This is a genomic window from Massilia aurea, assembly GCF_014200505.1.
GTDB lineage: Bacteria > Pseudomonadota > Gammaproteobacteria > Burkholderiales > Burkholderiaceae_D > Telluria > Telluria aurea_B.
The window spans coordinates 403824-423192 of record NZ_JACHBX010000001.1; the positions used below are offsets into that span (position 1 = coordinate 403824).

Annotated in this window: 19 protein-coding genes; 13 read left to right on the top strand and 6 right to left on the bottom strand. The window is 63.3% G+C overall.

Going from position 1 to position 19369, the window contains the following annotated elements; all coding sequences use genetic code 11:
- The first annotated feature begins 161 nt into the window (after positions 1–161).
- Entirely contained in the window at positions 162–620 is a 459-nt protein-coding gene (locus HD842_RS01715) for a phospholipase D-like domain-containing protein (protein ID WP_183550137.1), read from the top strand.
- A gap of 71 nt (positions 621–691) precedes the next feature.
- Here HD842_RS01715 and HD842_RS01720 read toward each other — a convergent pair whose 3' ends face one another.
- Positions 692–1921 (bottom strand): MFS transporter, encoded by a 1230-nt coding sequence (locus tag HD842_RS01720; RefSeq protein ID WP_183550140.1) that lies wholly within the window; start codon positions 1919–1921, stop codon positions 692–694.
- On the bottom strand, positions 1918–3237 hold the full coding sequence (locus HD842_RS01725) for an ATP-binding protein (protein ID WP_183550143.1): 1320 nt from the start codon (positions 3235–3237) through the stop codon (positions 1918–1920). The genes HD842_RS01720 and HD842_RS01725 overlap by 4 nt, the downstream gene beginning before the upstream one ends.
- 351 nt (positions 3238–3588) lie before the next feature.
- On the opposite strand from HD842_RS01725, the gene HD842_RS01730 reads away from it, so the two are divergent.
- Positions 3589–4428, top strand: coding sequence for a MipA/OmpV family protein (locus HD842_RS01730; protein WP_183550146.1), 840 nt, complete (start codon positions 3589–3591; stop codon positions 4426–4428).
- 29 nt (positions 4429–4457) lie between these two features.
- Positions 4458–5135: a hypothetical protein gene (locus HD842_RS01735; RefSeq protein WP_370660773.1), complete on the top strand. Its 678-nt coding sequence runs from the start codon at positions 4458–4460 to the stop codon at positions 5133–5135.
- 176 nt (positions 5136–5311) lie between these two features.
- On the opposite strand, the gene HD842_RS01740 is transcribed toward HD842_RS01735, so the two are convergent.
- Both HD842_RS01740 and HD842_RS01745 read right to left on the bottom strand, forming a co-directional pair.
- Positions 5312–5998 carry a response regulator transcription factor gene (locus tag HD842_RS01740; protein WP_183550151.1) on the bottom strand — a complete coding sequence of 229 codons (687 nt, stop codon included), beginning with the start codon at positions 5996–5998 and terminating at the stop codon, positions 5312–5314.
- A 143-nt stretch (positions 5999–6141) separates the two neighbouring features.
- Positions 6142–7737, bottom strand: a complete 1596-nt coding sequence (locus HD842_RS01745; RefSeq protein ID WP_370660774.1) for an alpha-amylase — start codon at positions 7735–7737, stop codon at positions 6142–6144.
- Positions 7738–7961: 224 nt separating this feature from the next.
- On the opposite strand from HD842_RS01745, the gene HD842_RS01750 reads away from it, so the two are divergent.
- Complete coding sequence (locus HD842_RS01750; protein WP_183550154.1) at positions 7962–8768, top strand: hypothetical protein; 807 nt, start codon at positions 7962–7964, stop codon at positions 8766–8768.
- A gap of 85 nt (positions 8769–8853) precedes the next feature.
- On the opposite strand, the gene HD842_RS01755 is transcribed toward HD842_RS01750, so the two are convergent.
- Complete coding sequence (locus HD842_RS01755; protein ID WP_183550156.1) at positions 8854–9429, bottom strand: superoxide dismutase; 576 nt, start codon at positions 9427–9429, stop codon at positions 8854–8856.
- A gap of 110 nt (positions 9430–9539) precedes the next feature.
- Positions 9540–10901 (bottom strand): exodeoxyribonuclease VII large subunit, encoded by a 1362-nt coding sequence (gene xseA, locus HD842_RS01760; RefSeq protein ID WP_183550158.1) that lies wholly within the window; start codon positions 10899–10901, stop codon positions 9540–9542.
- A gap of 1065 nt (positions 10902–11966) precedes the next feature.
- Here xseA and HD842_RS01765 point away from each other — a divergent pair.
- The 9 genes from HD842_RS01765 to ggt all read left to right on the top strand — a co-directional run bounded on the left by HD842_RS01765 (position 11967) and on the right by ggt (position 19339).
- A complete protein-coding gene (locus tag HD842_RS01765; protein ID WP_183550160.1) occupies positions 11967–12575 on the top strand; it encodes a MotA/TolQ/ExbB proton channel family protein in 609 nt (202 codons plus the stop codon).
- Complete coding sequence (locus tag HD842_RS01770; RefSeq protein ID WP_183553496.1) at positions 12575–13012, top strand: ExbD/TolR family protein; 438 nt, start codon at positions 12575–12577, stop codon at positions 13010–13012. Before HD842_RS01765 ends, HD842_RS01770 begins: the two co-directional genes overlap by 1 nt.
- Before the next feature lie 39 nt (positions 13013–13051).
- Positions 13052–14086 (top strand): tetraacyldisaccharide 4'-kinase, encoded by a 1035-nt coding sequence (lpxK, locus tag HD842_RS01775; RefSeq protein ID WP_183550162.1) that lies wholly within the window; start codon positions 13052–13054, stop codon positions 14084–14086.
- Positions 14067–14237 carry a Trm112 family protein gene (locus HD842_RS01780; protein ID WP_183550164.1) on the top strand — a complete coding sequence of 57 codons (171 nt, stop codon included), beginning with the start codon at positions 14067–14069 and terminating at the stop codon, positions 14235–14237. The genes lpxK and HD842_RS01780 overlap by 20 nt, the downstream gene beginning before the upstream one ends.
- 9 nt (positions 14238–14246) lie before the next feature.
- On the top strand, positions 14247–14999 hold the full coding sequence (gene kdsB, locus HD842_RS01785; RefSeq protein ID WP_183550167.1) for a 3-deoxy-manno-octulosonate cytidylyltransferase: 753 nt from the start codon (positions 14247–14249) through the stop codon (positions 14997–14999).
- A 186-nt stretch (positions 15000–15185) separates the two neighbouring features.
- Positions 15186–15842, top strand: a complete 657-nt coding sequence (gene adk, locus HD842_RS01790) for an adenylate kinase (protein ID WP_183550170.1) — start codon at positions 15186–15188, stop codon at positions 15840–15842.
- 179 nt (positions 15843–16021) lie between these two features.
- The gene (locus tag HD842_RS01795) at positions 16022–16591 is read left to right on the top strand and encodes a hypothetical protein (RefSeq protein ID WP_183550173.1); all 570 of its coding nucleotides are present in this window, start codon (positions 16022–16024) and stop codon (positions 16589–16591) included.
- A 106-nt stretch (positions 16592–16697) separates the two neighbouring features.
- On the top strand, positions 16698–17456 hold the full coding sequence (locus HD842_RS01800; protein ID WP_183550176.1) for a 3-hydroxyacyl-CoA dehydrogenase: 759 nt from the start codon (positions 16698–16700) through the stop codon (positions 17454–17456).
- 107 nt (positions 17457–17563) lie between these two features.
- Complete coding sequence (ggt, locus tag HD842_RS01805) at positions 17564–19339, top strand: gamma-glutamyltransferase (protein ID WP_229424551.1); 1776 nt, start codon at positions 17564–17566, stop codon at positions 19337–19339.
- Positions 19340–19369 lie beyond the last annotated feature (30 nt).

A 19369-nucleotide genomic window follows, 5' to 3' on the forward strand; every position in this document is an offset into this window, starting at 1 on the left:
GGCGCCGTTTTTCATTGCGCGTTGATGTGGTTCATAGTTCATGCTGACCATAAGATTCAGGAATTTCTGTAAGGAAAATTCTGTCGGCATTATGCGGTATGACTGTTTCATGGAGCAGAATCGGACAATTAGGCGACGAACAATAAAACTGTGAAGGCCATATGCTTCTCCAAACGAATTCTGGCAAACGAAGGCATGTTGATCTGCTTTCCGAACTCATCAATAAATCCAAGGTGTCAATCCTGTGTTCCGGCTGGATCAAGTTGCCAGGATTAGAAGATCTATTGCCGTCAATCGACGCGGCTCTCGCTAGGGGCGCCACGGTGATCGTGTATTCCAATTTGACAGAAACCAAGGAAGGCGTTGCGCCAGCGCTGGCCTCGCGGACAGGGCTCACGCATCGCATGGTTGGTCGTGGCAGTCGTGCGCTGCATACCAAGATTTATTATTTCGAAACCGACGACGCTTACACTGCTGTAATTGGTTCCGCAAACATTACGAAGGGAGGCTTGAGCACCAATGAGGAATTGTCTGTGGTTCTACGTGGAATCCAAGGTGACCCCGTTTTCCTTGAGCTCCAAAAATATCTCCAAACCATCGCGAACATGAAGTTCGTTTAAAACCTTGCTGGGACATACTCGTCAGTAACCTTGGTTGGACATTTTCCAGGCAAATCTCGGGATAGTTTTCGTCACAGGTTCTGGTGTGCTTCTTCATTTTCCGCAGGCACGGCCCGGGCGCTGGCACTCCAGCGCCGCAGCGCCACCGAGGCGCACGCCGCCAGTACCCCCCCGACGACCAGCACCAGTCGCGTGTCGATCAGCGTCAGCACCGCGCCCAACAGCGCCATCAGGATATTGGCCAGGCAGAAAATGGTCGACAGCAGCGCCATGACCGAACCCTGGCCATAATCCGCGAACGTATCGGCCGACCAGGTTTGCAGCGCCGTGTTGTAGAACGCATGCGGCACGCCGAACAGGACGATGCCGGCGATCCCGATCCACAAATTGCCAAAGCCCACGCACAGGATGGCCGTGGCGCCCACCGCCGCATACCAGCCGGCGCGCAGGCGGCCTTCGACGAGGCTGGCATGGCCGGCGAATAGCGCGGCAGTGGTCATCAACGCGCACATGCCCATGTTCACGAGCGAAATCTGGCGCGCATCGTAGCCGCCCACATCGACCAGCCACAACGGGAAGTATTCATACAGCGACGCCACACCGCAGCAATAGCCCAGATGGACGATGAACAGCGTGCGCAGCGGCCCGTGGCGCAGCAGCGTCAGCGCATGGCGTTCCCGTGCGACGGTCCACCAGCGCAGGCCGTGCGTGGCCGCTGGCGTCGCCGGGATCGTCAGGAACACGCCGAGCGTGCCCAGCAGCAGCGCAACTGCGGCGATGCCGAACGGGACTTCTGCGCCGTAGGCCATCGTGAAGCCGCCCAGCAGCGGCCCGACGAGCCAGCCTAGATTGAAGGCACCATTGAGCCAGGACAGCGCGTGATTGCGCAGCGGCCCCTTGACGCGTTCGATCACGAGCGCGCGCATGACGGCGCCATTGCCTTCGAGCAGACCGGTGAAGAAGCGCGCGGCGAGGAACAGCAGGTACGATTCCATGACCATCGCGGCGGCCGTGAGCAAGTGACCGAGCGCCGCGCCCACGGTCGTCAGCAGCAGCGCGCGGCGCCGGCCGAAGCCGTCCGACAGCGGCCCCAGCACCGCGCTGCCGATCAGCAGGCCCAGCGGATTGATCATCAGCGCAATGCCCAGCAACAGCTTGGGCGGCAGACCGAGGAAGCTGTTCAAGCCGTGGATGCTGCCGTCGGCAAACAGCGGCGCCAGCATCGGGTAGGGCAGGGACGCGCCGACGGTCGACAGCAAGGCCAGCGCGCACAGGGTCGTGATCAGGAAGCGTTGATTCATGCGGGAGATCCCATGGACACGGGCAGCCGCACGACGAAGCGCGCGCCGCCCAGACCGGACGTCGCCACCTCCAGCGTCCCGCCATGCAAGACCACCGCCTTGCGCGCGATCGACAAGCCGAGCCCGAAGCCGCCGGTGGCGCGGTCGCGGCTGCGGTCGAGCCGGTAGAACGGCTCGAACACCTTATCGCGCTCGGCGTCGGGGATGCCGGGACCGTCGTCGTCGACAGTCATCTCGATGCCGGTTGGTCCCCGTGTGGCCGACAGCACGACCCGGCTGCTGGCATATTTCTGGGCGTTGCGCAGCAGGTTGCCGATGGCGCGCGCCAGCAGGCGGGCGTCGCCGTCGATGGTGCCCAGCCCGTCCGCGAGCTGGCAGCTGACGTCCTGGGGCGACGGCGGCAGCGTGGCGCAGCAGTCGCGCAGCAGCGCGTCCAGATCCACCGTGGCGCCCTGCAGCGTGCCGGCGCTGTCGAGTTTGCTCATATCGAGCAGCTCCCTGACCAGGTCGTTCAGTTCGCGCACGTCGCCCTCCATCGCGGCGATACGGCGGCGCAGGTCGGGGTCGTTGGCGCGCGCGTCCAGCAACTCGAGGCCGAATTCGAGGCGCGCAATTGGCGTGCGCAATTCGTGCGAGACCGAATGCAGCAGACTGCGCTGCGCGCCCATCAGCGCTTCGATGCGTCCGGCCATATCGTTGATGCGTTCGGCCAGCGGGTAGACGATTTCGGAAGGGGCGAGCCGGGCGCGTGCCGACAGCTTGCCAGCGCCAAACTCGTCGGCCATCTGTGACAGCGATTGCAGTGCGCGCCAGTGAGAACGCGACCACAGGGCAATCGGCAGCAGCAGGGCGAGGGCGACGATGACGAAGCGCAGCAGCTCCTTTTTGAGCTCCTTGCCGATATCGATCGGCAGGTTCTGCGCATGCAGCACGTCGTCGTTGCTGCCGATATAGCGCTCGCCCGCCAGGTCGACGCGCCGGTACAGGGCGCGTTCGCCGATATCCAGGACAATCGCGCCGCGATCGAGCGCTGCACGCCGGGTGTCGTCCAGCCGGGCGCGCGCGGCCGCCAGCGGCAGCAGGTCGTAGCGCACCGGCGAGACTTCACGCACATTGTTCAGGCGCGTGAGCCACTCGTCGCCGGGCGCTTCGTCCACATAATGTTCGATCAGGAAAATCTGGCCAGCCGCCTGGCGCCGGGCAATGTCTTCCAGCGGATCGCCGAACAGGCGCGCAAAGGCGAAGTAGATGAGGAATGTCGCGGCCGTGATCGCCAGCATGACGACCACGAAGAACCGGAAAAATAGCCGGTTCACGGGTGCATCCCGGGTGACTGTCGGTGATGAAGCGCGGCCAAAAGCATGGTTTCTCCTGAGCCGGGGATTGTACAGCGGCAAGGGCGCAACCGTCAGCATCCACGCCGGCGCACGAGCGCTGCCTTACAAATTGACGACAATTGGGGGACATCTGAAGGGTGATTCACGGGGGCGCAACGCTTACCATCAGTCGCATCATCAGGGTTTCCGTTTGCCCACTGATGCGCAAGTGTCAGTGGGTTTTTTTATTTGTGCCAGAGCGAAAGCGTCTGCGTTGCCATCATGCGATTGGGAGAGCGAAGCTTGCTCGACGTAAAATATCAGCACACGAACTCCCGGAACGCCACCACGATGAAACAGTTCTTCGCCCTGGCCCTCGCTGCAGCAAGTGGTGTTGCGAGCGCGCAGACGCCGGCCACTAACCCGATGCCCGACGGCAGCCACGATATGTATGCGGGGCTGGGCGCCATGTCACGGGCGCGCTATGAGGGCGCGGCCAACACGAAGACCTCCGTCCTGCCGGTGCTGCAGGTGCAGTGGAGCAATGGGATATTCATTTCCGGCATGAGCGCCGGGATGCACCTGTCGACCGATCCCACACTTGAATTCGGGCCATTGGTATCGCTCCACGCCAGCCGCGACGAGTCCGGCTCGGGCGGCATCATCGATGGCGTTGGCGTGGCGACCATGATGCCGCTGGCAGCGCGCATGCGGCGCGACAATCCGCTGGCCGGCATGCCGGACGTGGATGCCCGGCTCGAAGGCGGCGCCTTCCTCAACTATTACCTGAATCCGGCGTGGCGTCTCACCAGCAGTGTACTGATCGGCTCCGGTAGCGAGCGCGACGGTGCCCGCATGACGCTGGGCGTGCAGCGCCTGGCCGTGGCCATTGCGCCGCAGCACACGATGTCGTTCCATGCCGGGCTCACGCTGGTCAACCGCGACTACAACCAGAGTTATTTCGGCGTCAACGAAAACGATGCCTGGAGCAGCGACAATCCCGTGTATCGCCCCGGGGGCGGCCTGAAGGATGTGCACGTCGGAGCGCGCTGGAACTGGGCGCTCGGTCCGTCGTGGATGCTTACCACCAATGTGCAGGCGACGCGCCTGACCGGCAGCGTTCGCCGTAGCCCGCTCGTCGAGCGGCCCACCAACGTGACGGTTTCGACCGCCTTCGCTTACCGCTTCTGATGATGCAACGCGTACACCTCTCCGCTTGCGTGACCCTGCTGCTGACGGCAGGCGTCGCCGTCGCGCAGGCGCGTGCCGACGACTGGGTGAGCTATCGGGATGCCTACCGGGCGATGGTGGTATTCGACAAATACGGCGGGCCCAAGCATCTGCTGCAGAATCAGCTGCAGGTGCGCCCGCGTGCCAAAGGGACGCTGGGCGATGGCGCGAGCCTGCTGATCAAGGGGCGCACGCTGCAGACCAGCCTGGCGCTTGATCCGCTGGGCCGCACGACGCTGCCGCTGCTGAAAGCCGCCTACGACGAGAACGCGGTGCTGGCACCCAACCGGCCGCTGGGCGGCTTCACGGTGCGCCCGCGCATCTCGCTGGCGCTGCGCGCCGACGGCTCGTACGACGCGACCGAGCTGCGCGCCGCCTGCGAGCAGGCGCTGGGCTTTGCCCGCCATGCCGATGCCTCGGCGCGCAGCTTGGCGTGCGTGGGTGTGCGGCTCGTGTTTCCAAAAACGAGCGCCGATGCCGGCGCCCGGGTGCGGGCCGGTAGCGCCGAGACCGTCCTGCCAGTCACGCGCGCGCCAGCGTTCACGGGGGATGTGGATGACGATTTCCCGGTCGTCACCTACCGTTTTGCGCCTGCGCCTGCGCCAGCGGACGCGGCCCAGGTCGTGACGTACCACGCACCGCTGGCGATCGTGCCGGTGTTCGAATAAGTACTGACGGTAGGGTGGACGGCTATGCCGTCCACGCGTTCAAGCAACCTCAATCTTTCTGTGCTATGCGAAGGCAAGCTGAACGCGTGCGCGGGGAACCCGCCCACCCTACGATGTTCACGCAGACGTAAAAAAACCTGCCGCGGGGCAGGTTTTTTTATAGGTGCGTTATCGCGTCAATTCCAGGCCGATGGCGAAAACAGGTAGCCTTCGCCCCAGACCGTCTTGATCTTTTCCGAATCGGCATCGTCGAACTTGCGCCGCAGCTTGGAGATGCAGTTGTCGATACTGCGGTCGAGCCCATCGAACTCGATCCCGCGCATCTTCTTGAGCAGGGCGTCGCGCGAAAGCACGCGCCCGGCCGCCTCGGCCAGCACCAGCAGCAGTTTGTATTCGGTATTCGACAGGATGCACGGCTGGCCACGCCAGATGACGCTGCGGTCGCTCGTGACGATGCGCAGCGCGCCAAATTGCAGGATGCGCGAATCGACGCCCGACTTGGCCTGGGCACGCCGCATCAGCGCGCGCAGGCGGGCCAGCAGCACGCGCGGCTGGACCGGCTTGTTGACGAAATCGTCGGCGCCTTGCTCGAGCCCCGAGACTTCATCGTACGAATCTTCGCGCGCGGTCAGGATCAGGATCGGGACGTCGGAGTGTTCGCGGATCTGGCGGCACACCACCATGCCGTCCAGGCCCGGCAACATCAGGTCGAGGATCACGACGTCGGGCGAGAGTTCCTTGAAACGCTCGAGCGCGACGTCGCCGCGGGTGACGAGGTCAACCGCAAACTCGTAACTGGACAGGTATTCGGAGACGAGCTCGGCCAGACGCGCATCGTCTTCCACCAACATTACACGGTGCATTCAATTTCTCCTCGGTCTGTCATTGTAGCGGGCAGCATGCCGGAATGGCAGAACCTGCGAGAAGCGAGACAAGTCATTACAGTTTGACGACAACCGGGCGCATCTGATGCGCCCGGTTGTCGATCGCGGCGCGCACACGATCGTCAGTTGGCACCCTTCGTGCTGCGTGACGCGCTGGCGCCAACCTTCTGGTTAGCGTGCAATGCCAGCGCCGGCACGGTCGCCCCATTCACGCTGCCCAGCGTGAACTTGATGGCGCCATTGGCCGGGACCACCACGGCGTCGCCGCTGCAACCTGTTTTGGCGGCATTGAGCTGGCCATTGATGACGTTGCAATAGGTGCCAGACGGCAGGCCGGTCGCCTGCGTTGTGGTCCAGGCCGCCGGGTCGTTATTGATCGCGACAAAGCCCTTGTTGCCGCGCGAAAAGGCGATCTGGTTGCGTGTGCCGGTGGCGAAATTATCCACGCCCTGGCCCGATGTGGCAGCGCGAAACCCGACCATGTTCGAAATCTCGGGCCAGCGATGGATGAAGTCCCAGGCCTGGTTGATCAGCGGCTTGCCATTTGCATCGAACGGGCTGGTGGCTGGCGGCGGCTGCTCACTGCGGGTAAAGCGAAAGCCCGAATGCACTTGCGCTGCGCCGTAGGGCCAGGCCAGCATCAGGACATTGGCCAGCTGGTAGCGCTTGGTGCCTTGCGTATCGTTGGGAACGCCGGTGAAGTTGCTGGCCACGAGCGAGCTCGGGGCATGTTCGCCGCGTTCGGAATCCCAGTTGTTGATGAACACGGTTGCCTTGTCGCTGGGGATGAAGCCCCAGGTCCCACCCCATCCAGTGCTTGGCGAGCCCATAAACCTGGGCAAGTCCGCCACGGCGGCGCCATTCACATTCTGGAACATTTCCTTCATCGCATAGACGTAATGGAACTCGTTGACCGAGCCAGTGGCCAGATAGGCATTCGCCTTGACGCCGCTGTCCGGGATCACCTCTTGCGTGAACCACAGCGGCTCACCGGCTTTGGTCGTGCGGGATACGCCATTGAGGAAGCCGGCAATGTCGCCCGGCGCCATGTGCTTGGCGGCGTCCAGCCGCACACCGTCCACGCCCATGGCCACGAGCTTGTTCAGGTAGTTGCGGATCTGGCCTTGCACATAACTGGCGCCGGTATTCAGGTCGGGCAGGTTGTTGAGGCGGCAGCTCGTCACCTTGGTGCGGTCGGCCAGGCTGTAGTCGCCGCCCTGGATAACGCAGGCGGCATGGAAGTCGGGGGCGCTGAAATGGGGGTAGCTTTGCGTGGCGGCATTCCAACTGCTGCCGTCGGTGGCCGTGCCGGTACCAGCGCCGTCGGCCATCTGGTTGACGACCACGTCGGCGTAAATGCGCACCTTGGCAGCATGGCAGGTATTAATCATGGCCTGCAACTCGGCTTCCGTGCCCATCCGGCTGTCGAGCCTGGTGTAATTGACCGCCTGATAGACGTCGTACCAGAAGTCCAGCTTGCGCGATGCATGGGGTGGCGAGATCTGCACCGCACCGTAGCCCTGTGGCCCGAGCCAGTTCGTGCACTCCTTGGCGATGTCGTTCCATTTCCAGCGGAACATTTGTACCGAGGTATCGGCAGGGTTGAAGTCGGCTGCGGCCGCTGGCGTGCTGAACGCCATGGCGATGCAGGCGATGCTGGAGAGACGCGCTGCGTGGGGCAGACGGTGCACCAATTGCCTGGTTCGGATGAATTCCACGTTGATTCCCGGGTTGTGACGCGTTGACGATAAATGACCGCACGATGGACGCACTGCGTGTCCAATGTTGCTACGACGGAAATTATCACGGAACGTCAGGGCGTAGATTCAGACTTGCTTCAGAGCCAGGCAGCCTGAGCATGGGAGTTTCCGGCTTGACGAACAGGGATCTGTCGTCGAAGATTCCGGTCATCAACCACGTCCTGACACCCTTGGAAAACGCCATGAATCTGGTCGTCAAAGTACGCGTGCTGCGGCACATCCGGCAGTCCGGCTATCGTCCGCAACTGGAGGATCTCTCGCCTGATCTGTTTCCGTTCTGGCAGCGCACTGGCGGGAAAGAATTTCCCGGCATGCCGGACAACGCACTCTTTTTCATGCATGCAGCGACCGGACTGATGCGCTTTTTCGAGGTCGCGGCAGACCGGCGCGAGCCGTGCGCGTTGCCATCGCTGGCCGCTGACTCGGTCTGGCATGCGTGGATGGCATGGGATCCCGTGAATCTGGATCAGTTTTGCCGCCGCCACTTCGGCAAGCCGATCGACCATCTTCCCCACACCATGCTCGATGCGCTGGCACTGCCGCGCGCGCTCGTTGGCTGCCGTGAGCACGAAGACGCGCGCTCGCGGGTACGGGGCTTGCCCGCGTTGTTCCGCCTCGATGTTACGTTGCGTATGCCATATGGTCATGGCTACGCGCTGCAAGACGAGGACGTCGTGTACAGCCGTCTGGATGCCAACGGCAGGATGGCCGGCCGCGCACGGCTGCATCCCGAGCTGACACTGCGGGCGCTGTTGCTGGCAAACCTGATCAGCCAGGCAGACTATGCCGCGGCCCTGCGAGAAAAACGGGGGCTGGATACCGGGGCAGGCACTTATTACGTCGGTGATGGTGGCAGCGACAACGCGATGCGCGACTGTAACGCCAACCTCAACTGCCACGGCGGCGGAAGCGATGGTGGCGATGGCGGCGGCAGCAGCAGTTGTGGCGGTGGCAGCAGTTGCGGCGGCGGTGGCGGCGGCGGAGACTGAGCGCTAGCATGCAAACGGCCCGCTCGCGCGGGCCGTTGCAGATCGTCACGCCGGACGGCGCGTGACCTTCAGTGACTCATTTAATTCAAGCCATGTTCTGGTTGACGAAGTCCCAGTTGGCCACGTTCCAGAACGCTTCCAGGAACTTTGCGCGCGCATTGCGGTAGTCGATGTAGTAAGCGTGTTCCCAGACGTCGGCCGTCAGCAGTGGCTTGTCGGTCGTGGTCAGTGGCGTGGCGGCGTTCGAGGTGTTGACGATGTCGACGCTTCCGTCGGCCTTTTGCACCAGCCAGGTCCAGCCCGAACCGAAGTTGCCCAGTGCCGATTTGTTGAACTCTTCCTTGAACTTCTCGACCGAACCCCATTTGGCATTGATCGCGTCCAGTGCCTTGCCGCTCGGTGCGGCGCCGTTCGGGGTCATGCAGTGCCAGAAGAAGGTGTGGTTCCAGACCTGTGCCGAATTGTTGAACACGCCGCCCGACGACTTCTTGACGATCTCTTCCAGCGGCATTTCTTCGAACTCGGTGCCCTTGATCAGGTTATTCAAGTTGGTCACGTAGGTCTGGTGATGCTTGCCGTGGTGGTATTCCAGGGTCTCGGCCGAGATGTGCGGTTGCAGGGCGTCCTTGGCATACGGCAGTGCTGGCAGGGTGTGTTCCATGATAAATCCTTGTTGGGTTGGAAAGGTTGCAGTTCTGATAGCGGCGCTATTCTAAACCGGCTGCAGCAATATTGCATGACTGCATTCTCTTTCCTACCAGACAGGATTCGTTACTCGAGCACGCTCTGCACCTGCGCCACGCCGACCTCGGCGCTGCCATCGGCCAGGCGGATACGCAAGGTGTCGCGCGCGTGGATCTGCGCCGGGTCGCGCACGATCTGGCCTTTGCCATCGCGCACGATCGCGTAGCCACGTTCGAGCGTGCGCTGCGGATTGAGCAGTTCGAGCTGCGCTGCCAGGCCCATCAACGCATCGCGGCGGCCCTTTAGGTTATTGCGCAGGCTGGTGTGCAGGTGACGCCCGTCCGACGACAGTTGCGCCCGCAGCGCGCGCATGTCGGGCCGGTGCCGGCTCCACCGTTGCTGCAATTGTGCCAGCACCAGTCCCTGGCGGTTGATGGGCAGCTTGACCGCATGCGTCATGGCCGTGGCCAGTGCCAGCAGTTTCAGGCGCTGGTGGCCGATCTGCGCTGACGGGCTCAGCAGGCGACGGCTCAGGTTATCCAGGCCCTGGCTGGCATCCGACAGGCGACGGTCCATTGCGCGCTGCAGGTCGAGCGCGTCGCCGTGCAGCGAGGCGAGCCAGTCGGCGCGGGGCGTGGCGGCCAGCTCGGCGGCGGCAGTTGGCGTCGCGGCGCGCACGTCGGCCGCGAAATCGGCAATGGTGACGTCGGTTTCGTGGCCCACGCCCGAGACCACGGGGATGGCGCAGGCATCGATCGCGCGCGCCACGCATTCTTCGTTAAAACTCCACAGGTCTTCGATCGAGCCGCCGCCACGGCACACGAGCAACACGTCGACTTCGCCGCGGCGCGACGCCGTCGTGATCGCCTCAGCAATCTTGTCGGCAGCGAACTGGCCCTGGACCGGGGTGGGGTAGAGCACCACGTGCACATGGGGCGCGCGCCGGCGCAGGGCTGTGAGTACGTCGCGCAGCGCGGCGGCGCCGGGGCTCGTGACGATGCCGATGCTGCGCGGGAACAGAGGCAGCGGGCGTTTGCGGTCGGCATCGAACATGCCTTGTGCAGTCAGCTTTTCCTTCAGCCGCAGGAATGCCTCGTACAACTGGCCGACGCCGGCGCGGCGGATCGCCTCGACATTGATCTGGTAGTCGCCGCGCGCACCGTACAGCGTCACGAGGGCGCGCACTTCGACCTTGTCGCCTTCGCGCGGGATGAAGCCGGCCGACTGCGCGCGACCACGAAACATCACGGCGCGCACCTGGGCTGCGTCGTCCTTGAGCGTGAAATACCAGTGGCCCGACGCCGCGCGCGTGAAATTGGAGATTTCGCCGCCGATCCAGGTCAGTGGAAAAGTACGCTCGAGCAGGCGCGCCACTTGCTGGTTCAGCGCGGTGACGCTCAGAACGGCAGGGGGCGTGTAGGCAGAGTCGGCGTCGCTGGTCGGGAACATGGTCGGTGGCGAAAAATCGGGGAGGAGCGATTATAGCTGCCCCCACGCCGCGTTCAGGCTCGATGGCAATCAGCTCTGTCAAGGTTGATTATTGCTGCTTTTCAATGCAATCTATTGAAATGCTTTTTAAATCAATAGGTTGCAGGGTTGATGATGTCGTTTGAGGACGGTTTATCCACACAAACTGTGGGGAACTCATTCATAAGACATGACGCTGCGCGCGAATTGGGCAGGGGAGGTGGATTTATTACAAAACAATGACTTAGGGCCATTGCAGCAGGCTTGATCACAAAGTTGTCCACAGAATCTGTGCACACCTTTTTTTGCGGCGCGAAGGCGTTTTCAGCGAAAAACTGTTGGTCCGACTACACCCGGGTGATACCAAGGACCCTGCTTAATTTTAAAGCAGGACGAGTCGTTGGTAATGAAATCAATGACTTACACCCCTAACTTGATGCTTCCTCACACTCTTATCCACATAAAGTGTGCATAGGGCGAATATTCTGTGAACAACGGGCGGACAGGCCGAATAAACATGGTGGTGTCCGAGAATACGGCGTGTTTCATGGGTGATTTCGCCGATATGCTCAAATTTTAAGCGTTGTGGGTTTGCTGATTAAAATCAATAGCTTAGTGTCATAAGCGACGTCTTGCGCACACTTTTGTCCACAATAAGTGTGTGGAACTACACAGCCGCACGTGCTCGGCAAACCGGTAAGTCACTGCCTCTAAAACAGGCGCGCAATCGAAATCCTTTGAAATCAATAACTTAGGTGTTGTTCAGGGGCCTTGCGCACAATTTTGTCCACAGAATGTGTTCGCAACTACAGGCGCCAGCAGGAGCGTTGTCGGAAAAACCATGGTGTCATTGCATGGTGGCACTGAGTCATGAGACTGCCATTTTCTTGCGCAGGCGCAGAAAGCCCTTTGAAATCAACGTGCTTGGCTCGTGTCGCGCGCCTTGCGCACAATTTTATCCACAGAAGGTGTGCAGAACTCTACTTGCCGCTTCGCTGCCAACTTGCTACATTGCCGGATTGACTTTTATCCTCTCAGGAGTATCTCTTGCTCGCCATTTTTCAAGCCGCAGGCTGGCCTATCTGGTTCCTGCTGTTCGCGTCGATCGTTGCCGTCGCCCTCATCGTCGAACGCCTGATCACGCTGCGCCGCGAGAAAATCCTCCCACGCAACCTGCTCGATGAAGTCATCCGTGTGCACCACACGGGCAAGGCCACGCCGGACGTCATCAACAAGCTGGAACAGAATTCGCCGCTGGGCACCGTGCTGGCGGCTGCACTGCGTAATGTTGACGCGCCACGCGACGTGATGAAGGAGTCGATCGAGGAAGCCGGTCGCGGTGTGGCCCAGAACCTCGAACGTTTCCTGACCACGCTCGGCACCATCGCCTCGCTCGCGCCGCTGATGGGCCTGTTCGGCACGGTGGTCGGCATGATCGAGATCTTCGGCGCCTCGGCCCCGACCGGCGGCAATAACCCGGCGCAACTGGCGCACGGCATTTCGGTGGCGCTGTACAACACCGGTTTCGGCCTGGCCATCGCCATGCCGGCCCTGGTCGCCTACCGTCACTTCCGCAACCTGGTCGACACCTATATCGTCGACATGGAACTGCAGGCCGTGAAGTTTGTCGACGTCGTCCACGGTGCCCGCAAATGATGGACTTTCGCCGTGGCCGCAAGCGCGAGGATCCGGAGATCAACCTGATCCCGTTCATCGACGTGCTGCTCGTGGTACTGATCTTTTTGATGGTCTCGACCACCTACAGCAAGTTCACCGAACTGCAGATCACCTTGCCGACGGCCGAGGCTGAGAAGCAGGCGCAAAAGCCGTTCGAGATCAATGTCACGGTCGACGCCAAGGGCAACTACACGGTCAATAACACGCCCGTGGCGTTCACCAGCGTGGCAGGCCTGGCGCAGGATATGAAAACGGCGGCGCGCACGCCGGACGGCCAGGTGGTGGCCAGCCCGGTCGTCATCGTCAATGCCGACCAGTTCGCGATGCACCAGATGGTGATCAATGTGCTCGAAGCAGCGCGTGTGGCCGGCTACGACAAGTTGACCTTCGCAGCCCAGACCGGCACCGGCAAGTAACCTCACCGGCCCGCGTCAAGCGAGCCGGCTTCCTCCCGCATGGCTTCTTCCCTTGAAACAACCCTGACCCGCGCGTGGCTGCGGCGCGGCCCGCTTGCCATCGCGCTATTGCCGGTGGCGCTGCTGTTCGGGGCGCTGGCCGCCCTGCGCCGCCGGCTGTTCCAGTCCGGCCTCAAGGCGTCAAAGCGCTTGCCTGTGCCCGTCATCGTTGTCGGTAACATTTTTATTGGCGGCACTGGCAAGACCCCGCTGACGATCTGGCTGGCCGAGGCCTTGCGCGCGGCCGGCATGCGGCCGGGCATCATCTCGCGCGGCCATGGCGGCGATGCCGGCAAGGATGGCGCGCCGCGCGCCGTCACGCCAGGGTCCGATCCGCGCGTCGTAGGCGACGAGCCGCTCCTGATCGCCCAGCGCACCGGCTGCCCGGTGGTCATCGGCCGCGAGCGCGCCGAGGCGGGCAGGGCGCTGCTGGCGGCGCACCCGGACGTCGACGTGCTCATTACCGACGATGGCTTGCAGCACTATGCGCTGGCGCGCGACATCGAGATCGTCCTGTTCGACGGGCGCGGTGTGGGCAACGGCTGGCTGCTGCCGGCCGGGCCGCTGCGCGAGCCGCCGTCGCGCCGTCGGGATTTCACCGTGGTCAATGTCCCCGAGATTACGCCGGCGCTGGCCCGGGCCGTTGGCGGCGCCCCGTACCGCATGCTGCTGTCAGGCCAGTACGCCGAACCGCTGCATGGCGGCGCGCGCGTGCCGCTGGCCGATCTGCGCGCGAAACGCATCGTTGCCGCAGCCGGCATCGGCAATCCGGGGCGCTTCTTCGCGATGCTGCGCGCGGCCGGCCTGGCCCCCGGCGAACTGGCCTTGCCCGACCATCACGACTTCCTGGACGACCCGTTCGCCGCTCTGGACGCCGAGATCATTCTGATCACGGAGAAGGATGCAGTAAAATGTCGGCAAATTGAACATCTGAAGGACGATCCGCGCTTGTGGGTCGTGCCTGTGACGGCGCAGCTCGACCCTGCGCTGGCTGAACACATCGTGGAGAAATGTCGTGGACGCTCGCCTGCTTGATATCCTGGTCTGCCCGTTGTGCAAGGGTCCGCTCGAACTCGACAAGAAGGCGCAGGAGCTGACCTGCCGCGCCGACCGCCTCGCTTATCCGATCCGTGACGGCATCCCGATCATGTGGGCCGACCAGGCACGCAAGATCGAGCCTGTCTGATCGGCCTACATGAACTTTACCGTCATCATCCCGGCGCGCCTGGCGTCGACCCGCCTGCCGAACAAGCCGCTGGCCGACCTGGGCGGCAAGCCGATGGTGGTGCGGGTGGCCGAGCGGGCGCGTGAATCGGGCGCGACCCGGATCATCGTCGCCACCGACCACGCCGACATTGCCGCCGCCTGCGCCGAGCATGGGGTGAGCGCCGTGCTCACGCGCGCCGATCACCCGTCCGGCACCGACCGCATCGCCGAAGTGGCGCACGTGCTTGGCCTGGCGCCCGATGACGTCGTCGTCAACCTGCAGGGCGACGAACCATTGATCGACCCGCGCCTGCTGGCGGCCTGCGCCGCCCGGATCAGCGCCGACGTCCCAATGGCCACCTGCGCGCATCCGATCCTCGATGCGGCCGACGTGTTCAACCCGAACGTCGTCAAGGTCGTGCTCGACAAGAACGGGCGCGCACTGTATTTCTCGCGCGCCACCATTCCCTGGCACCGCGATGCATTTGCCCAGACGCTCGAGTCGCTGCCTGCCGGCTATGCGCCGCTGCGTCACATTGGCCTGTATGCCTACAGCAATGCGTTCCTGCAGGCATATCCGGCTATGGCCGTATCACCGCTCGAGTCGATCGAGGCGCTGGAACAGTTGCGCGTGCTGTGGCACGGTGTGCCGATCGCCGTGCACATCACGGATAGTGCACCGCCAGCGGGCGTCGACACGCCCGACGATCTGGCGCGGGTACGCCTGCACTACACGTCTTGACGCACGCCACAAGGGTATAGCCGGGCCATCTGCGCAGGATCAAATATCCTCGCTGCAACGGCTTGCGGCTGGCTTTTACGCCAACTTTTGTGGTAACTTCCGTCTCAACGAAGTCTGCGCAATATCAAAAAGATCACCGTATCCGCCATTTTACTTTTCTCTATTTTCTAGAATCTCAGGAAACTCATGCGTCTCATTCTGTTAGGAGCACCCGGTGCCGGCAAGGGCACCCAGGCCAACTTCATCAAGGAAAAGTTCGGCATCCCCCAAATCTCGACCGGCGACATGCTGCGCGCGGCGATCAAGGCAGGGACTGAACTGGGCCTGGCCGCCAAAAAAGTGATGGATGCCGGCCAACTCGTGTCGGACGACATCATCATCGGCCTGGTCAAAGAGCGCCTGAAGGACGCAGACTGCCAGAACGGCTATCTGTTCGACGGCTTCCCGCGCACGATCGCGCAGGCCGAAGCGATGAAGGACAGCGGCGTGAACATCGATTACGTTCTCGAGATCGATGTCCCTGACGACATGATTCTTGAACGCATGACCGGCCGCCGCTCGCACGCTGCGTCGGGCCGCGTGTACCACGTCAAGTTCAACCCGCCAAAAGTCGACGATACCGATGACATCACCGGCGAGCCGCTGATCCAGCGCGACGACGACAAGGCAGAAACCGTCTCGAAGCGCCTCGAGGTCTACCACAACCAGACCAAGGTGCTGCTCGGTTACTACGGCAAGTGGGCCGACTCGGGCTTGCCAGGCGCGCCGAAATACCGCCGCATCTCGGGTGTCGGCCCGGTCGAGCAGGTGCGTGACAACGCGTTTGCTGCGCTGGCCGAATAATCCGTCTATCCAGTACGACCTCAGCGATCCCGCGCCGGCCCTGCCTGCGCGGGATCGCTGCATTCCAGGCCTGTGGTCGTCATTACGCCGTACAATTGTGAGCAATTGTTTCCCGTGCGCCGTGTGCGGGTTGGCAAGACGATAATAAGTTATCTGTCTACAACCCTGAGAGGTCTCCCATGAACAAGAACAACACCATCCTCGCCATGCTGCTGGCACTTGCCGCTGCCAGTGCCGGCGCCCAGACGACAGGTGCTACCCAGGGTCAGCCCGCCACGGGCGAGACATACCGTCCATCCCTCGATGGCCAGCAAACTTCGACGCCGGCTGCGCCGATCGACATGCAGCCGAAAACCCAGGAAGAAAAAGCCACGGGCCGCCAGGAGCCATCGCGCCTGAAGGACATCGATCCGGCCACGCATCCGGCGCCGCAGAACGTGCGTCCACAGCCAACGCCAGCACCGAAGACGCAGCAGGAGCAGGGCGTGCAACCGGTCGCCCGTCGTTCGGTCCAGCAGCAGATCGATAGTGCAGGGCGCCTGGCGTCGCCGAATGCCCCAACGGTTGTCACTCCAGCCACGAGCGCGCCGACGCCAGTCGTGCCAACGACCAGCCAGGTTGCCCCTTGCATTGGCGCAACCTGCACCGACACCAGCGGGGCCACCACGGCCGGCGCTGTCGGCAGCTCGAGCGTCAACAGCGCCGGTCGCCTGTGCAACCGCAGCGGCACCACGGTGCAGTGTTTCTGAACTGACCGCGCGTCGTCCCGAACGTTCTTGATGCGCCTACTTTACGTTTACGTAAACGTTAAAGCCGGGCAAAATAGCGGTACAAGAATTTTCACAAGGGACAACCATGCACATCCAGGATAAAGTTTTCATTGTCACCGGCGGCGCGTCCGGTCTTGGCGCGGCCACCGCGCGCATGCTCGCCGCGAATGGCGCGACCGTCGTCATCGCTGACGTCCAGGCCGAAGCCGGTCAGGCACTGGCCGAAGAGTTGAAGGGTCAGTTCGTCCGCTGCGACGTCACCCAGGAAGCCGACGCCCAGGCTGTCGTCGATGCGGCCGTTGGGCTGGGCGTGCTGCGCGGCCTGGTCAACTGCGCCGGCGTCGCACCGGCCGTCAAGACCGTCGGCAAGGATGGCGCGCACCCGCTGGACGTGTTCCAGCGCGCCGTGAACATCAACCTGGTCGGCACCTTCAATATGGCGCGCCTGGCCGCCGAGGCCATGGGCAAGACCGAGCCGGCCGAGCACGGCGAGCGCGGCATCATCATTAACACCGCATCGGTTGCTGCGTTCGATGGCCAGATGGGGCAGGCGGCCTACGCTTCGTCCAAGGCGGCCGTGGCCGGCCTGACGCTGCCGATGGCACGCGACCTGTCGCGCAACGGCATCCGCGTGATGACGATCGCGCCGGGCATTTTCGAGACGCCGATGCTGATGAACATGCCGCAGGAAGTCCGTGATTCGCTGGGCAAGATGGTGCCGTTCCCACCGCGCCTGGGTCTGCCGACGGAGTTCGCCCACCTGGCCCGCGCCATCATCGAAAACGTGATGCTCAATGGCGAGACGATCCGCCTGGATGGCGCAATCCGCATGCAGCCAAAGTAGTTCTTCGGGGACGTGTCCTGAAAGCATTTCGAAGATGCTGTAGCATGTCTTCGATGTCGGGCGCCTGGTGTAAGTCCACGCGCCCGTTTGCTATTTTGGAGAACCGTTTGAACACACTCAGCAAGCTTGCGCTCGCCCTGGCATTGGCCGGCGCGACGACGACGCCCCTGTGGGCCCAGGATTCACTGCAGGCCGCGCCCGAAGCGGCGACCGGCTACACCGAGAAAAATGGCTGGCAGGCCAAGAAGTACATGGTCACCGCGGCCAATCCGCTGGCGGTCGAGGCCGGTTACCAGATCCTGCGCCAGGGCGGGGCCGCCATTGACGCGGCCATTGCCACGCAACTGGTGCTGACGCTGGTCGAGCCGCAATCGTCGGGCATCGGCGGCGGCGCGTTCATGGTCCATTACGACGGCAAGCAGACCCAGGCATTCGATGGCCGCGAAACCGCGCCAAGCAAGGCCGACGAGCACCTGTTCGAACGGCCCGACGGCACGCCGCTGTCGCGCACCGAAGGCGTGGTCGGCGGCCGCTCGGTCGGCGCGCCGGGCGTGCTGCGCATGCTCGAACTGGCGCACCGCCAGCACGGCAAGCTGCCGTGGAAGGCGCTGTTCGCCCCGGCGATCCGCTTGTCGGAGCAGGGCTTCAAGGTCAGCCCGCGCATGCACAAGATGCTCGCAGGCGAAACCTTCCTGATCAAGGACCCGGTTGCCGCCGCCTACTTTTATGACGCGGCCGGCAAGCCATGGCCGGTTGGCCACTTGCTGAAGAACCCCGCGCTGGCTGCCACGCTGCGCGAGATCGCCGCTGGCGGCGCCGACGTGTTCTACACGGGCCGCTTCGCGCGCGAAATCGCGGCCAAAGTGGCTGCGCACCCGACCAATCCGGGCCTGCTGACGGCCAAGGACATCGCCGATTACCGCCCCAAGGTCCGCACGCCGGTCTGCAGCGACTACCGCGCCTACACGGTGTGCGGCATGCCGCCGCCATCGTCGGGCGGGATCGCCGTGGCGCAGATGCTGGGCATGTTCGAAACCTTCGACATGAAGGCGCTCGCGCCGAAGGACGGCGTGCCGGGCGCAGATGCCGTGCACGTGTTCTCGGAAGTAGGGCGCCTGGCCTATGCCGACCGCAACCGCTACGCCGCTGACGCCGACTTCGTGCCGCTGCCGGGCCGTGGCATCCCGAGCCTGATCGACAAGGGCTACCTGACGGCGCGCGCCGGGATGGTGGGTGCGCGCTCGATGGGCGAGGCCAAGGCCGGTACGCCGCCCGGGATGGAGGTTGCGTGGGGCACCGATAACGCGATCGAGACGCCATCGACCTCGCACATGTCGGTCGTGGACGGCAATGGCGCCGGCCTGGCGATGACGACGACGATTGAAGACGCGTTCGGTTCGCGCCAGATGGTCGACGGCTTCATGCTGAATAACCAGTTGACCGACTTCTCGTTCAGTGCGCGCGACGCCGATGGCCCGGTGGCCAACCGCGTCGAAGCGAACAAGCGCCCACGCAGCGCCATGTCGCCCACGATCGTGTTCGACCGCGCCAGCGGCAAGCTGGTGCTCGCCATCGGCTCGCCGGGCGGTCCGGCCATCATCAATTATGTCGCCAAGGTGCTGGTGGGCACGCTCGACTGGGACCTGAACGTGCAGCAGGCGATCGCGCTGCCGAACTTCGGCAGCCGTAACGGTCCGACCGAACTGGAACGGGGCCGCTTCCCAGACGCCACGCTCGACGTGCTGCGCGCACGCGGCCACGCGATCCGGGTCAGCGAGCAGACATCGGGCCTGCACGGCATCGAGCGTGTGATGGTAAAAGGCGTGCCGATGTGGTTTGGCGGCGCCGATCCGCGCCGCGAAGGTGTTGCCAGGGGCGATTGAGGTATCCCTGGAATGCAAGCCGGCTCGAAT